The following is a 15,283-nucleotide window of genomic DNA, read 5'->3' on the forward strand; positions in this document are numbered from 1 at the left end:
GATGCGGGTCGCTTACGTCGATGACACAAAGCAGCGCGGACGTCGGCGCGGTATGGGCAAGTTGGTCGCCTTGGGTGCGGCGATCTTTGACGAGGACCAGATCCAGCCGTTCGCACAAGCGTTTCGGACCCTCTACGAGGAGTTCGAGGTCCCGCACGACGTCGAATTGAAGTGGTCTAACCCTCAGGGCAGGAACTGGTGGGCTGAGTCCGACGAGAACAAGGCGAAGCAGACTCCCATGCGGGAGCGAGTGCTGAAGCTTGCGCACGAGCACGGCGTGCGCGTGGTCGTCGTCATCTGGGACCTCGACGGCGGTGTCGCACGGGCTGGCGGCGAGGAGCCCGAGGACGCTGTGATCACGTTCATGTTTGAACGCATCTCGGCGCAGCTGGAGAACGCTGATCAGCGCGGAATGATCGTCTTCGACAAGCCTGGGGGACACCATCGGGACGAAGCCAACTGGCTCACTGGACGCGCAGAAATGGTGCGCCTCGGTACGGAGTACGTGAAGCCCAATGCGATCGTTACCCAGATCTTGACCGCACCCTCGCACCTCCACCCGCACTTGCAACTTGCAGATCTTGTCGCTGGAAGCGTCACAGCAGCGATCTCAGGCAACCGGTTCGGGCTGGACCTCATACCTCTCATCAAGCCGATGATGTGCGTGAACTGGCGCGGTTACATAGGCGGCACCGGGTTGAAGCTCTACCCGGATGGGCTCAACAACTTGAACCACTGGGTTCTCGACGAAGATTCCTTCACTCGGGGAGCGGGTGGGGTTTCACTTCCGTACGCGAGCTGGCGCTACGCGGCTGACGATGGACTCTAATTAGCCAGGCTTCCTGCAGGGACGGGCGTTCCCGCTGCAAGCCAGTAGCGACGTGGTTCCTCCAAAACGCCAGGCCAGGACCATAAAATGGACTCGGAGTCACTGAGGTGGACGTGAGACACCCGCCGCGAACCCTGATGCGAGCCCCCCGGTGCCTGAGGCTCGGGGGTCTCGCTGCATCTACGAGTCGAATGCGACACGCCGACGAGTACTCCGCTCATTCTTCGCCGGGTACTCGGCTGATAGAATGGAATAGGAAGACGGCGCTAAGCGCCAAAAAACGAGAAAGAGACTTCACCTCCAGGCGTAGGTGAAGGCGAAGGGGCCCGGCACCGCAGACCGGCAGCGAAGCACCGTCGGGTGCCGTAGCTAGACGCCAGGGCCTTGGGGTTCTGACTCTTGTCTCGTTCAACACTTCATTCTGACGTCCCGGCTCACTGGGACGTTCGCCCGCTCCCGGCAGACGACGTAGCTCGCCTCCTGCAGCTGATGTTTGCGCCGATCGCTGATGCACCCGAGCAGGTGCAGTCGGCATGAGCACCATCCATCACCCGCGCCACCTGCGCCGGTTCCTCCCGGGCAAGCCCGATGCCGAGACGGCGTTCTGGCTCACCGTATGCGGGGCCGCGTGCCTGTCCGGGCCCATCCTCGAAGCGGTACTCATCCAGGTGGTGATCCGCTGATGGTTCGGCTCCCACCTGAGATCGCAGAGCGTGTCGGCGGCGGCTCAGATCCAGATGCGCTAGCTTCCGCCCTCCGGTGGGCGGGAGAGGGCTGGCCGGTCTTTCCGCTCCGAGCTGGTGACAAGACACCCGCGATCGCGAGTCGGCATCCGAAGGGCTCGAAGGAGCGTGCGGAGTGTACCGGCCAGTGCGGCAAGCTCGGCCACGGCGTACACGACGCCAGCCGAGACCCCGAGAAGATCCGCCGGATGTTCGAAGGCAGACCGGACGCGAACGTCGGAGGTGCGACGACTGATCGCCTCGTGGTCGATCTCGACCTGAACCACGGCGGCGCTCCGGTGCGCGAGCTTCCGGCCACCCGCGTTCACGAGAGCGGACGGGGCAACGGCAACACGCACCGCGTCTACCGGCTGGGATCGTCCAACCTCGCGCGCCTCGCAAAATCTGCACCGCTCGCTCCGGGCGTGGACCTCCGGGCTGGTCCCGGAGCGCCGTGGTCGTGCCGGGGTCGATTCACCCAGCAACGGGTAAGCCGTACACGGTGGCCGATGAGCGGCCTGAGCACGACCTGACCGACGACGACGTGCGCGCGATCTGGTCCGCCTACGGCGCGACGCTGCCGGGCGCAGGCTCCCCGACCCGTTCCCATGACCTCCCGGTAGGCGGCGTGCGCCTCGGCGGCTCGAACATCGTCGAGCTTCTCTCGAACCCACCCGCACGCCGGGAGGGGCAGACCAACGACTGGCTGACTAAGATCTCCGGACACTACGCCCACCAGTACCGCGACCGCCGCGACCTCTACGAACTCCACGTCCGGATCGCCGCCTCGATGGTCGATCCCAACTACGAGGACACCGAGACGGTCATGGACTCGATCTGGGGGAGTGAGCAGGCGAAGCCGACCCCGGCGGACGAACGCGAGCAGCGGATCGCGGAGCGTGTTGAAGCAAAGCTCATCGAGCATGAGGCGAAGATCGCGTTCGGCCGTGCACTCGCTGAACTCGACCCGTCGGCACCCTTCGACCTCGGCACGCTGGAGGAAGTGCTGGCCCGCCCCGAGCAGGAGCAATTCCGGATCGACGGGCTGATGCTGGCGGATGGCTTCACGTCCATCGTCGCTCAGCGCAAGACAGGCAAGACCACGCTCAACCTGAACATGGCGGATGCGCTGCTGTCTGGTCGCGACTTCCTGGGCAGGTTTCCTGTGACACCCGTCGACGGGACGGTAGCGATCCTCAACTACGAGGTGAGTGGTCATCAGCTAGGCCTCTGGGCCGACAAGGTGGGCGTCGACCGGAAGCGCCTCATCCTGGTGAACATTCGCGGTCGCCGCAACCCGCTCAGTCACGAGCAGGATCGCGCCGAGCTCGTAAAGCAGCTTCGCGGGTACGGCGTCGAGTCGCTGTTCATCGACCCGTTCAGCAGGGCCTTCTATGGCGAGTCGCAGCAGGACAACACCCAGGTGCAGGCATTCCTGAACGACCTGGATGTGTTCGCTCGCGAAGAGGTGGGCGTCCGTGACGTGATCCTCAACGTTCACGCCGGGTGGAACGGGAACCGGTCACGCGGTGCGTCCGCGTTGGAAGATCATCCCGACTCGATTATCTGGCTCCGCAAGAACGAGGACGACGGCGACAACGGCCCCCGCTTCCTCTCCGCACTCGGCCGCGATGTCGACGTGGACGAGGACCAGCTCGGGTTCGACCACTCAACACAGCGGCTGAGCCTCACGGGCCTCGGGTCGCGGCAGCAGGCGAAGCGCGAGCAGAAGAGCAACGACCTGGAAGCTCCGATCCTCGCCGCCGTCCGGCACGACCCGGGCGTGAACACCACGCATATCGAGAAGCGACTACGCGAGCAGCAAGTGCGGTTCCAGAACGGAGACGTGAACCGGGCGCTCAAGGCGATGGACGAGGCAGGGACGATCCGACGCGAGAAGGGTCAGTACGGAGCGATCCGGAACTACCCGGCGGCGGACTCTCTGACGATGCCGAAGGGAGCATCCGGCGATGACTTCTGAGCAGATGTCCCCCGAATAGTCCCCCGCGCCAGGTTCCCCCAGGTTCCCCCGCGCTAATCCGCCGCGTCATGACGCGGTTCCCCCAATATCCCCCGGGGTCCCCGCCAGTTCCCCCACCGATGTCCCCCAGGGTCCTTATGGACCCCGGGGGGACGGGGCACCCCGGAGAGACACCAACAGTGGCCGAGAGACGACCGACCGCTGACCATGCCGACCCTTCCCAGCTTTCCCAATCTTTCGCGCGCGATGGAGGCGCTCTCATGACTGACAAGAAGATCAAGCCCGCCGTCCCGCAGTTCACGATCCCGCCGTGGCTCCTCGCGCATGTCTCGGAGGTGAGGGCGTGGGGTCCAGTGGCCGGTGAGGCGACCACGTGCTGGGTCGAGGGGTGTGAGCGTTCGCCGCATCTGCATGGCCTGTGCCGCCGTCACTACTTCCGCGCGGCGGAGGCTTGGAAGTTCTCTCGGGAGCGCAAGACCAGCCGGAACCACCGTCCCGGCTCGAAACCGAGGAGGCCAAGCGATGAACAAGCAGACGCCCGAGTGGCTGATGTGGGTCGGGCTTGTTGCCCTGCTGCTCGCCGCTCCGGTCGTCGGCGCGGCAGTCGGCACCTGGCTCGGCGCACCGTGATCACTACTCCCGGCGGCTGTCTGCGTCCCGCCCGGACGCCCTCGACAGCCGCCGGGCTTCACCCCAACACAACCCTGAGGAGGGAACCATGAACACCAGTAACCAGAACGACCGCCACGCGGAGCAGCTCGCCCGCGACACCCGCCGTGCGAAGCGCGCCCCTGAAATCGCGGCGTGGCTGCGGCTCGGCCCGCTGTACCTCCCCGAGGTCATCGCGCTTCGACGGGATCGCCTCATGGAGCGCGGACGCAGCCTGGAAGAGGCGGAGTCCTACGCGTCGTCCTCGGTCATGTGGGACCTGCACGCCGTCGCGGGTGTCGGCGGGCCCGTCCGATACGTCGATGGGCTCCTGTGGCTGAACGAGGACCACCGCGCCGCCATCGACGCCTGGGTTCGCGAAGACGTCGGTCGAGGGATCTCGTTTGCGCCTGGCGAACGCGACGCAAGATGAAGCTGTTACTCCATGGACATCAGCGCATCGGTCCAGAGCCAGTTTTCGTCATAGTCGGGATCTCCCGGGCAATCAACGCCTTGAGCTTCGACTTTCCATTGCACGGGCCCGTCGGCGTAGGGCGACATGTCTGCTGGGAGAGGGACTGTCATGATCAGCTTGTCGCCGTCGTCAGCGAGGGTGGCATTGGTGATGATGTCGCCGCCGATCACATCGTCGCGCACCACGTACGAGATGGCTTGCTTCTCGTAGTCAGCGCTCAAGAACACGTATGCCCGGACAGGACCGGCCTCGACGATGAGTCTGGATTTCGGACCGATCGATATCGAGTACGGCTCCGGTGCGCTGAGGGTAAATGGACGCTCAAACTTGAACGTAACGATCAGACGATGCCCATCGGTAGAAAGCGTCGCGGACTCGAACTCGCTGGGGTTCTCCGCGCTGGCAGTAACGCAGGTGTCACTCATCGTTTGCGCAACCGTTCCCAGACGCTCCGGTGGCGGCGCTGTTTCACCTTCGTCTATGACGTGCACCTCGATCTCAGGTTCGGGGGCGCACCCGACCACGGATACCAACACGGCCGTCATCAAGAGCCCGGCAGCAAGTCGCGCTCGCATGTCCATGACTCTAGCCGTGGTCAAGGACTCGTTGCTGAAGGGGGCACGGGCGGGAACGCCCGACGGGGTCTCGGCGCGGGTCACGGTCGCCGCGGTCTGGCATCCGCCGCTCCTCTCGCCGTTCGTGCCCGACGGGGTGCCGCTCGAGGCGACGGCGACGAGCCGCACGGCGCTGCGGTGAGCGGGATGTCAGTGCTCGCGTCGCGGCAGGAACTTCGGCGTCCAGACCGCGAAGCCCGCGGCTCCCAGCAGCGCCACCCCGCCCATCAGCCCCGCCGCGACGGGCAGCGACGCCAATGCGACGACGGACGCGATCACGACCGGAGCGGCCGCGCCCCCGGCATCCGTCAACGTCCGCCACGCCCCGAGGAACGTCGCGGGATCGGTCTCGGGGGCGAGATCGGCTCCGTAGGTGAGCAGGATGCCACTGGAGAGGCCGTTGCCGAGTCCGAGCACCGCGGCCATCAGCGCGAACCACATCGTCGCCTGATCCAGATCATGCGTGAACGACAGGGCGATGAGCCCGGCACCCATCAGCAGCATCGCGGGAAGCGCCGCCCAGATGCGGCCGAACCGGTCCATCACCTGGCCGCTCGCGTAGAACAGCGCGAAGTCGATGGCGCCGGAGACGCCCACGACGATGGCGATCGTGCTGGCATCGAGCCCGAGCGACACCCCCCACAGCGGCACGATCACCTGGCGTGCCGATCGCACCGCCGACAGCGCCGCGGCGGAGAGGCCGAGGCGCATCAGCACACCGCGGTAGTACGAGATGGTCTCGAGCACGCCGTAGCGATCGCGGGTGGGGATCGACCCGGTGACGACCTCGCCGGAGTCCTCTGCGACCGCAGCGCCGGTCGGCTTGAGCAGCACCGGGCTGCTCTTCTCAGGGTCGGGGCCGAACAGCACGAGCGGCACGATCGCCGCGCAGCAGACGATCAGCGCCCAGATCGTCGACTGCTCCGACCCGGTCAGCTGGATCAGCGCGGCGGCGACGAACGGCCCGATGAAGACGCCGAAGCGGAAGCTGCCGCCCAGCAGCGACAGCGCCCTGGCGCGGAACCGCGGTGGCACCCGGGTCGTCATGAAGGCGTGCCTGGCCAGACCGAAGGCGGCGGCGCAGAAGCCCAGCACGAACACCGATGCGGCGAACAGCGCGAGGTGCTCGGCGAGCAACATCCCGACGCCCGCGGCGATCGACAGCACACCTGCGACGACCATCGTGACCCGCTCGCCGACCTTCGCGACCAGCGCGCCGGCGGGCAGGTTGCCGCACAGCTGGCCGATCACGAGCGCAGCGGCCACGAGCGCCGCCAGCGACACGTCGGCGCCGAGTCGCGTCGCGATCACGGGGATCAGGGGGATGACCGCGCCCTCGCCCAGCGAGAAGAGCACCGTCGGCGCGTAGACCATAGGCCCGAACCGTCTCAGGACACCCGCCGCACTCTCGCTCACACCGCTCACGCTAGCCCGGCCCGCTGCCGCCGAACGGCAGGACATACCGCGGTCAGGGAAGCGCGTCCGCGGCGCGATAAGGTGGACTGCCATGTTCGAACTCGATCTCTCCGCCGACATACAGGCCCTGCGACACACCTTCGGCGACATCCGCGAGGTCGTCGACGTCACCTCCCTGCGCGAGGACATCGCGCGACTCAGCGAGGAAGCGGGCGCCCCCGACCTCTGGGACGATCCCGAGAAGGCGCAGAAGGTGACCAGCGCGCTCAGCCACAAGCAGGCCGACCTCAAGCGCATCACCGAGGTCGAGCGCCGACTGGACGACCTCGACGTCCTCATCGAACTCGCCAACGAGATGCAGGATGACGACTCCGCCGCCGAGGCGCGCGCCGAGCTCGACTCGCTCACGCAGACCATCAACCAGCTCGAGGTGCAGACGCTTCTGGACGGCGAGTACGACGATCGCAACGCGATCATCACCATCCGCTCGGGTGCCGGCGGCGACGACGCCACCGACTTCGCCGAGATGCTCATGCGCATGTACCTGCGCTGGGCCGAGCAGCACGGCTACCCGGTGAAGGTGATGGACACCTCGTACGCCGAGGGCGCCGGCATCAAGTCGGCGACGTTCGAGATCACCGCCCCCTACGCGTTCGGCACGCTGTCGGTCGAGGCCGGCACGCACCGACTGGCGCGGATCAGCCCGTTCGGTTCGGCCGACAAGCGGCAGACCTCGTTCGCCGCGGTCGAGGTCATCCCCCTCATGGAGGAGGCCACCGAGGTCGAGATCCCCGAGAACGACCTGCGCGTCGACGTGTTCCGGTCCTCCGGTCCGGGCGGGCAGTCGGTGAACACGACCGACTCGGCCGTGCGCCTGACCCACCTTCCCACCGGCATCGTCATCTCGATGCAGAACGAGAAGTCGCAGATCCAGAACCGCGCCGCCGCCATGCGTCTGCTGCAGACCCGCCTGCTGCTGCTGCAGCGGGAGCAGGAGGCGGCGAAGAAGAAGGAGCTCGCGGGCAACATCACCGCCAGCTGGGGCGATCAGATGCGCTCGTACTTCCTCTACGGCCAGCAGCTGGTCAAGGACCTGCGCACCGGCCACGAGTCCGGCAACCCGGCCAGCGTCTTCGACGGAGACCTCGACGACTTCATCTCGGCGGGCATCCGCTGGCGCAAGCGCAAGGAAGAGGACTGATCCTCGCCTGACATGAGGACGGGCCCGGGAGCGCTGCTCCCGGGCCCGTCTTCGTCACTGCGGCGTCACTGGCTGCACGTGCCCGCAGCCTCGGCGAACGTCGACGCGAAGTCCAGTCCGTCCGCCGGATCGGTGAAGTCCGTGCTGCCGGCGGCGACCATCTGCAGGGCCTCATCGCTCATCTCCGACGCGTAGAACGCGTCACCCAGGCAGAGCAGGAGATCATCGGGGAAGCCGCCCGCACCGGACTCGTCGACGATCGTCTCCAGTCCCGTCGCCAGCTCCTGCGCCGACGGGCGCTCGCCGCCGGCATCGGGCGCGGTCGTCTCCTCGTCGTACGGCTCGTCCGATGCGTACGGCTCGTCGGTGGCGTACGGGTCGTCGGACGACTCCCATGAGTTATCGGCGAGGGTCGTGAAGAGGGTGACGCTGAGCACGATCGTGGCGACGACGCCCATCACGATCGACAGGACCAGACCGGCGATGCCCGGCCACTTCGCGGTGTTCTTGATGAACAGCGCGATGATCGACACGACGAACGCGCCGAAGAGCAGGAACGATCCGATGCCGAAGGTGATGAGACCAGGGACGCAGGCGATGATGCCGCCGATGACCGCGAGCCCGAGGCCGACGTATCCGAGCACGGGGGTCTTGCGCGGTCCGGCATCGGGTGCCGGGTAGGCGCCGCCGTACCCTGCCGCGCCGCCGTAGGGTGCGGGTGCGGCGTAGGCGTTCTGCGCATCGCCGCCGCCGGCGCCGGGATAGCCCTGCTGACCGTAGCCGCCCTGGCCGTACGCATTCTGGCCGTACGCGTCCTGGCCGTACGCCGGCGCGTCGCCGAACCCGCTCTGCGGATAGCCGTCCGGCGTGACCGCGGGGTAGGCCTCGGTCGGCTGGGTGGCCTCGGTCGCGCCCGGCGCGACCGGCGGGATGTATTCGCTGTGCGGCTCGCCGGATGCACCGGCATCCGGCGTCACGTCGTCACCCGCAGTCGACTCCGACGGCGCGGCTGCCGGGCTCTCCGGGGCGTAGTGCTCGGTCCACTGCTCGCCGTCCCACCAGCGCTGGCGCCCCGATCCGTCGTCATACCATCCTGCGGGAACGCTCATGGCCTTCTCCTCGTCTTCGTCTGCGCCGTCGGCCGGAGCCGCGCGACCTGCTCTCGTGACGCATGCGCGCCCTTACGTGTATATCAGTCGCGATCGACGGGAACGGGCCGGGGGAGTGTCGCTGGCAGCGCTGGCCCGGCCCGCGCCTAGGCTCGTATGGCCATGATCCGGTTCGAGAACGTCACAAAGCGCTATCGCGGCACGAAGCGCCCCGCACTGTCAGAAGTCGACTTCAACGTCGACGCGGGGGAGTTCGTCTTCCTCGTCGGAGCCTCCGGCTCCGGCAAGTCGACGTGCCTGCGGCTGATCCTCCGAGAGGACGTCCCCTCCGCCGGCCGCGTGGCCGTGCTCGGCCGCGACCTCCGCTCACTCGCCAACCGCAAGGTGCCGTATTTCCGGCGCCACATCGGATCGGTGTTCCAGGACTTCCGTCTGCTGCCGTCGAAGACGGTCGCGCAGAACGTGGCGTTCTCGCTTCAGGTGATCGGCTCGTCGCGCGGTTTCATCCAGCAGGCGGTGCCCGAGGCGCTCGCGCTGGTGGGTCTCGACGGCAAGGCGAAGCGGATGCCGCACGAGCTCTCCGGCGGCGAGCAGCAGCGCGTCGCGATCGCGCGGGCCATCGTCAACCGGCCGAAGGTTCTGCTCGCCGACGAGCCCACCGGAAACCTCGATCCGGCGACGTCGGTGGGCATCATGCAGCTGCTGACCCGCATCAACGCCGGCGGCACGACGGTGGTCATGGCGACGCACGAGGCGGCGTTCGTCGACCAGATGCAGCGACGTGTCATCGAGCTCAAGGGCGGCGAGATGGTCCGCGACGAGGTGGGCGGCGGCTACGGCGACACCTCCAGCATCCCGCGCCTCACGCCGGAGGCCGTGCCAGGGGCTGCGGCCGCCGCGGCGCTCACCGCGGTGCAGGAGATCCAGCGCGAGACGATCACCGGCGTCGTGCCGACGCCCCCGGCCGAGCAGCCGGCGACCGCCCGTCCGGCAGCCGCTCAGGATGCCGTGGAGCCGAGCGCGCAGGGTGCCCCGTGGCCGCCCGCCGTGGCCACCCCGCCCGAGGAGCGGGCGACGGCTGCGGGTCCGCGAACCACCCCGATCGTGATCCCGGAGGTGGAGGTCGCCGAACTCGGCATGGCCGACCGGCTCGGCCTCTCGCGTGACGACGACGAGGAAGTGGGCCCGACCTCATGAACTTCGGACTCATCGTCGGCGAGGCCCTGATCGGCCTCCGCCGCAACATCTCCATGGTCATCTCGGTGGTCCTGGTGACCTTCGTCTCGCTGACGTTCGTCGGCGCGGCCATCCTCATGCAGACGCAGATCCAGACGATGCGCGGCTACTGGGGTGAGAAGGCGGAGGTAACCATCTACATGTGCTCGCCGCTGTCGACGTCGCAGAACTGCACGTCGGATCAGGCGACCGAGGAGCAGATCGCCACGGTCAAGGACGATCTCGCGGGGCCCGCGCTGAAACCGCTGATCAGCGAGGTCGCTTTCGACGACAAGGAGACGACGTACCAGAACTGGGTCGAGCGCTTCGGCGAGGAGCAGGCGAACGCGTTCGGCGTCGAGAACATGGGCGTGGCGTTCCGCGTGACCATGAAGGATCCGCAGCAGTCGCGCGTGCTCACCGAGGCGTTCTCGGGAGTCGCCGGCGTCGACGAGGTGCAGGATCAGCGTCGACTGCTCGATCCGCTGTTCTCCGCGCTCACCGTCGCGACGTACATCGCGGTCGGTGTCGCGGCCCTCATGCTGATCGCCGCCGTGCTGCTCATCGCCACGACCATCCGGCTCTCGGCGTACGCACGCCGGAAGGAGATCGGCATCATGCGCCTGGTCGGCGCGTCGAATCGATCGATCCAGACGCCGTTCGTGCTCGAGGGCGTCTTCGCCGCGTTCCTCGGATCGGTGTTCGCCAGCGCGGCTGTGCTGGCGGGAGTGAAGTTCGGCGTCGAGGGATACCTCGCCGAGCGGGTGCCGTTCATGCGCCCGCTGGTCGACATGCAGGACGCCGTCTTCGTCGTGCCCGTGCTCATCGGCATCGGCGTCGTGCTGGCGGCCCTGTCGGCCGGCTTCGCGATCCGGCGGTGGCTGCGCACCTGACCCGTCGAGGGGTGCGGTAACCGATAGGGTTGAGGGCTGTCTGTCGTCAGGAGAAGAACATGCCCAGGGAACGCGGGGAGAAGGTCGTCGCGACCAACCGACGCGCGCGTCACGATTACAACCTCGAGAAGTCATACGAGGCGGGTCTGGTGCTCACCGGCACCGAGGTCAAGTCCCTGCGCCAGGGGCGCGCGAACCTCAGCGACGGCTACGCGTACGTGAAGGGCGGCGAAGCTTTCCTCGACGCGGTGCACATCCCGGAGTACTCCCAGGGGCACTGGACGAACCACTCCGCCAAGCGCATCCGCAAGCTGCTGCTGCACAAGGACGAGATCCGCAAGCTCGAGCACGCCGTCTCCGCTGGCGGCTACACCCTCATCCCGCTGAAGCTGTACTTCTCGGACGGCCGCGCGAAGGTCGAGATCGCACTCGCGAAGGGCAAGAAGGAGTACGACAAGCGGCAGACCCTGCGCGAGCGCCAGGACACGCGCGAGGCCGAGCGCGCCATGCGCCTGCGCAACCGCGTGGGGGAGTAGCGGCTACCGCGCGGCGTCGAACCCGAACGTCCGACCCAGGAAGCCCAGTTCGGCCTCGAGCGACGCGATGATCGTCTCCGCCGCGCGGAAGCCGTGGCCCTCGCCCTCGAACAGCAGGTACTCGTGCGGCACGCCCCTGGCGGCGAGGGCATCGCGGATCGCCTCCGACTGCGAGGGCGGCACCACCCGGTCGTCCGAACCCTGCTGCAGCAGCACCGGCACGTCGATCCGGTCGGCGTGCGAGAGCGGCGACCGCTCGATGTAGACGCTCTCCGCCTCGGGCAGCGGCCCGACCAGACCGTCGATGTAGTGCGCCTCGAAATCGTGGGTCTCGGCTGCCAGCATCCGCAGATCCGCCACGCCGTATCTCGAGATGCCCGCGGTGAAGGTGCCGCCGCGCACCAGCGCGCAGAGCACCGTCCACCCTCCGGCGGAGCCGCCGCGGATGGCGATGCGGGCGGGGTCGGCCAGACCCGATTCGGCCATGCCGCGTGCTGCGGCGATGACGTCGTCGACGTCGACGATGCCCCACTGCCCGTCGAGGCGCTCGCGGTAGGCGCGACCGTAGCCCGTCGAGCCGCCGTAGTTCACGTCGAGCACGCCGATGCCGCGGCTGGTCCAGTACGCGTACGCCGTGGATGCCGCGCCCGAGACGTGCGCGGTGGGGCCGCCGTGCACCATGACGATGTACGGCGGCAGATCGCCCCCGGGCGCTGAGAGGTCGGGGTTCGTCGGCGGATAGTCGAAGGCGTGCACCGGGCCGTGCGGACCGCGGAAGGTCACCGGGCGCGCGCGGGGGATCCACCGGGCATCCGCCGCGTCACCGCCCGTGACGGTGGTGATGGTGCCGTCGTCCAGGTCGACGCACCACAGCCCCGCGCCGACCGCCCGCCCCGCGCCCGAGATGAGCACGCGAGCGCCGCGCGCGTCGTCGATGCTCGCGCCGGCCGTGATCGGCAGTGTGAGCAGCTCGATGGCGTCGCCGTCAGGGGAGATCAGCACGATCTCGTCGGCCCCGTTCGTGCGCACCGCCACGACACGGCCGTCGTCGAGAGGCTGGTACCAGCGGTTGCCGAGCACCCAGAGGCCGCCGCCCGTGTCGGCGTCGGCGGGTGCCACCGGCTTCGCGGTGTCGCCGACGCGCAGCCGCTGCAGGTTCCACCGGCCTGATGGATCATCGAGGTAGAGCAGCTCGTCGTCGCTCACCCACTCCGGCTGCAGGGCGGCACGGGTCGGCGTCGACGCGAGCGCGTCGCCGTCGACCGACGCCACGTGCAGCAGCGCCTGCTCCCAGGGCATCCGGACGGTGCTCCACTGCACCCAGGCGAGACGCTGTCCATCGGGTGAGAGGGCGGGATGCGCGACGAAGCCACTCGTCGAGACGAGGGTGCGCACAGCCGACTCGTCATCGGCCGCGGCGCCGTCGAGGGGGACCTCCACGATCGCGCGCACGTGCCGCTCGGGGCGAAGATCCTCCTGCACCGCGAGCAGCCGTCCTCGCTGCAGCCGCAGTCCGCCGTATGAAGGTCCGGCCGCGGTCAGCGGCTCGGGAGCGCCGCCGGGCGACATCCGGTGGATCCGCTGGTCTGCGCCGTGCACGAAGTACAGGGTGCCCTCGGCATCGGCGGTCCACGACCCGCCGCCGTACTCGTGCACGCGGGAACGCGCGTTCCACGGCGCGGGGAGGATCTGGTCGCCGCTCGAGCTGCGCACCGTCACCCGGCCGCCCTCGGCGGGAACGGATTCGCCCCACCACACCTCGTCGCCGACGAAGCGTGCTCCGTCGATGCGGGGGGATGCCTGCGCGATCATCTGAGCGGTGAACGGGGAGGGCCACGAGCCGTGCGGTGCGGTCATGCATCGAGCCTAGCCAGACCCGCAGGTGACACACGGCGTCACAGAGTGTGCGCCGCGGCGAGGGGCTGTCCTACCGTCTGAGAACACCCCGCAGACCGAGCCTCGAAGGAGAACCGCCGTGAGCAGCATCCCGTTCTCCTTCGAGCTGTATCCGCCGCGCACCGCCGAGAGCACCAGGGCGCTGCATGACACGATCGACCGGCTCGCCGAGGCGGGACCTGACTTCATCTCGGTCACCTACGGCGCGGGCGGCTCGACCGGCGGTCGCTCGCTCGAGGTGCTGCGATACATCCGCGCGCACACCGACACCGAGCCGCTCGCGCACCTCACCTGTGTGGGCAACACCTATGCGGGTGCCGCCCGTCTGATCCGCGAGTTCCTGGATGCCGGCGTGCTCAGCTTCCTCGCGCTGCGCGGCGACCCGCCGGCGGGTCAGAGCGAGGACGACGTGTTCCTCGGCGACCTCGAGAGCTCGGCTCAGCTCGTGCAGCTGATCGACCGCGTGCAGGCGGAGCGGGCCCCGTACGAGGAGTCCCCGGTGCGCGGCAACCCCGGCGCCGTGCGCGTCGCGCCGCGCCGTCGGGTGAACATCGCCGTCGCCGCCTTCCCCAACGGCCACCCGCGCTCGGCGTACAGCAGCCAGCACGTCGACGCGCTGCTCGCGAAGCAGGCGGCCGGGGCGACGGTCGCGATCACGCAGCTGTTCTTCCACCCCGATCACTATCTCGCGTTCGTCGAACGCGCCCGCCGCGCGGGGGTGACGATCCCGATCCTCCCCGGCATCATGCCGATCACGTCGCCCGCGCGTCTGGCGCGGGTGCTCGAGCTGACCGGCGAGGAGCTTCCGAGCGAGCTCGCCATCGAGCTCGAGGTCGAGCCGACCACCGAAGGGCGCCGCCGGATCGGCATCCGCTGGGCCGCCGACCTGATCCGCGCCGTCGTCGACGGCGGCGCGCCCGGTGTGCACCTGTACGCGTTCAACCAGCACGAGACCGTGCTCGACGTCCTCCGCCTCGCCGGGATCATCCCGCAGCGCCAGCTCTCCGCAGCATCGAAAGGAACACCATGACCGCTTTCCCCGCAGGGACGATCCTCGGCTACCCGCGCATCGGCCGGCGCCGCGAGCTGAAGAAGGCCGTCGAGTCCTTCTGGGCGGGCCGCTCCGACCAGACGGCTCTCGAGCGCACGGCCGCCGAGCTGCGCGCCACGACGCGTGCGCGTCTCGCCGAACTCGGTCTCGGCCGTGATGACTCGTCGATCCCCGAGTCGTTCTCGTTCTACGACCAGGTGCTCGACGCCGCCGTCACCGTGGGTGCGATCCCGACGCGCTTCGACGACCTCCGTGACGCCGACGGCAGCATCGGACTCGGCGCCTACTTCACCGTCGCCCGAGGCGAGGGCGATCGCGCACCGCTCGAGATGACCAAGTGGTTCGACTCGAACTACCACTACCTCGTCCCCGAGATCGGCCCCGAGACGGTCTTCTCCCTCGCCAGCGAGCACCTCGTGCAGCAGGTCGCGGAGGCCGCGGCCGCCGGATACGTCACCCGCCCGGTGGTCGTCGGACCGGTCACCCTGCTCGCCCTGGCGAAGGCGTCGGATGACGCGCCCGAGGGCTTCGATCCGCTCAGCCGCCTCGAGGACGTGCTGCCGGTCTACGCCGAGCTGCTGGCCAAGCTGAAGGCAGCCGGCGCCGCGTGGGTGCAGCTCGACGAGCCGGCGCTGGTGAGCGAGTCGCTGCCGGTCGGCACCGCCGCGCTCGCCGACGCCGCCGCCCGCGCCCTCGC

The 15,283-nt window shown here is 68.6% G+C and carries 15 protein-coding genes and 1 pseudogene; 12 read left to right on the forward strand and 4 right to left on the reverse strand.

Annotation, left to right across the window (positions count from 1 at the left end):
- Position 1 precedes the first annotated feature (1 nt).
- From H9633_RS10955 to H9633_RS10975, 5 genes are all read left to right on the forward strand, one after another.
- Entirely contained in the window at positions 2 to 829 is an 828-nt protein-coding gene (locus tag H9633_RS10955) for a DUF3800 domain-containing protein (RefSeq protein WP_191713199.1), read from the forward strand.
- A gap of 533 nt (positions 830 to 1,362) precedes the next feature.
- Positions 1,363 to 1,512 (forward strand): hypothetical protein, encoded by a 150-nt coding sequence (locus tag H9633_RS10960; RefSeq protein WP_191713200.1) that lies wholly within the window; start codon positions 1,363 to 1,365, stop codon positions 1,510 to 1,512.
- Entirely contained in the window at positions 1,512 to 2,084 is a 573-nt protein-coding gene (locus H9633_RS13305) for a bifunctional DNA primase/polymerase (protein ID WP_225211462.1), read from the forward strand. The genes H9633_RS10960 and H9633_RS13305 overlap by 1 nt, the downstream gene beginning before the upstream one ends.
- Entirely contained in the window at positions 2,006 to 3,532 is a 1,527-nt protein-coding gene (locus H9633_RS10970; protein ID WP_191713202.1) for an AAA family ATPase, read from the forward strand. The genes H9633_RS13305 and H9633_RS10970 overlap by 79 nt, the downstream gene beginning before the upstream one ends.
- A gap of 718 nt (positions 3,533 to 4,250) precedes the next feature.
- Positions 4,251 to 4,613, forward strand: coding sequence for a hypothetical protein (locus H9633_RS10975; protein WP_191713203.1), 363 nt, complete (start codon positions 4,251 to 4,253; stop codon positions 4,611 to 4,613).
- 5 nt (positions 4,614 to 4,618) lie between these two features.
- Here H9633_RS10975 and H9633_RS10980 read toward each other — a convergent pair whose 3' ends face one another.
- Complete coding sequence (locus H9633_RS10980; protein WP_191713204.1) at positions 4,619 to 5,230, reverse strand: hypothetical protein; 612 nt, start codon at positions 5,228 to 5,230, stop codon at positions 4,619 to 4,621.
- Between H9633_RS10980 and H9633_RS10985 the strand changes: the two genes are divergently transcribed.
- Entirely contained in the window at positions 5,229 to 5,411 is a 183-nt protein-coding gene (locus tag H9633_RS10985) for a hypothetical protein (protein WP_191713446.1), read from the forward strand. The two genes, H9633_RS10980 and H9633_RS10985, sit on opposite strands and share 2 nt — an antisense overlap.
- Before the next feature lie 8 nt (positions 5,412 to 5,419).
- On the opposite strand, the gene H9633_RS10990 is transcribed toward H9633_RS10985, so the two are convergent.
- On the reverse strand, positions 5,420 to 6,643 hold the full coding sequence (locus tag H9633_RS10990; protein ID WP_191713205.1) for an MFS transporter: 1,224 nt from the start codon (positions 6,641 to 6,643) through the stop codon (positions 5,420 to 5,422).
- A 133-nt stretch (positions 6,644 to 6,776) separates the two neighbouring features.
- Between H9633_RS10990 and prfB the strand changes: the two genes are divergently transcribed.
- The gene (gene prfB, locus H9633_RS10995) at positions 6,777 to 7,886 is read left to right on the forward strand and encodes a peptide chain release factor 2 (protein WP_071643603.1); all 1,110 of its coding nucleotides are present in this window, start codon (positions 6,777 to 6,779) and stop codon (positions 7,884 to 7,886) included.
- A 65-nt stretch (positions 7,887 to 7,951) separates the two neighbouring features.
- On the opposite strand, the gene H9633_RS11000 is transcribed toward prfB, so the two are convergent.
- Positions 7,952 to 8,995: a DUF2510 domain-containing protein gene (locus tag H9633_RS11000; RefSeq protein WP_191713206.1), complete on the reverse strand. Its 1,044-nt coding sequence runs from the start codon at positions 8,993 to 8,995 to the stop codon at positions 7,952 to 7,954.
- 162 nt (positions 8,996 to 9,157) lie between these two features.
- Here H9633_RS11000 and ftsE point away from each other — a divergent pair, with 162 nt between their 5' ends.
- Genes ftsE through smpB form a run of 3 tightly spaced genes read left to right on the forward strand, consistent with a single transcriptional unit; the run spans position 9,158 to position 11,639 of the window.
- Entirely contained in the window at positions 9,158 to 10,192 is a 1,035-nt protein-coding gene (gene ftsE, locus H9633_RS11005; RefSeq protein ID WP_191713207.1) for a cell division ATP-binding protein FtsE, read from the forward strand.
- Positions 10,189 to 11,103: a permease-like cell division protein FtsX gene (gene ftsX / locus H9633_RS11010; protein WP_191713208.1), complete on the forward strand. Its 915-nt coding sequence runs from the start codon at positions 10,189 to 10,191 to the stop codon at positions 11,101 to 11,103. The genes ftsE and ftsX overlap by 4 nt, the downstream gene beginning before the upstream one ends.
- Positions 11,104 to 11,162: 59 nt before the next feature.
- The gene (smpB, locus tag H9633_RS11015; RefSeq protein WP_071643606.1) at positions 11,163 to 11,639 is read left to right on the forward strand and encodes an SsrA-binding protein SmpB; all 477 of its coding nucleotides are present in this window, start codon (positions 11,163 to 11,165) and stop codon (positions 11,637 to 11,639) included.
- Between the two features lie 3 nt (positions 11,640 to 11,642).
- Here the strand turns inward: smpB and H9633_RS11020 are convergent, their stop codons facing one another.
- On the reverse strand, positions 11,643 to 13,496 hold the full coding sequence (locus H9633_RS11020) for a S9 family peptidase (RefSeq protein WP_191713209.1): 1,854 nt from the start codon (positions 13,494 to 13,496) through the stop codon (positions 11,643 to 11,645).
- A 118-nt stretch (positions 13,497 to 13,614) separates the two neighbouring features.
- Here H9633_RS11020 and H9633_RS11025 point away from each other — a divergent pair, with 118 nt between their 5' ends.
- Positions 13,615 to 14,565 (forward strand): methylenetetrahydrofolate reductase, encoded by a 951-nt coding sequence (locus H9633_RS11025; RefSeq protein ID WP_191713210.1) that lies wholly within the window; start codon positions 13,615 to 13,617, stop codon positions 14,563 to 14,565.
- Positions 14,562 to 15,283: pseudogene (locus H9633_RS13065) on the forward strand (5-methyltetrahydropteroyltriglutamate--homocysteine S-methyltransferase); the annotation flags it as partial. The gene H9633_RS11025 and the pseudogene H9633_RS13065, both read left to right, overlap by 4 nt.

It is taken from the genome of Microbacterium commune (genome assembly GCF_014836945.1).
GTDB classification, from domain to species: Bacteria; Actinomycetota; Actinomycetes; order Actinomycetales; family Microbacteriaceae; genus Microbacterium; species Microbacterium commune.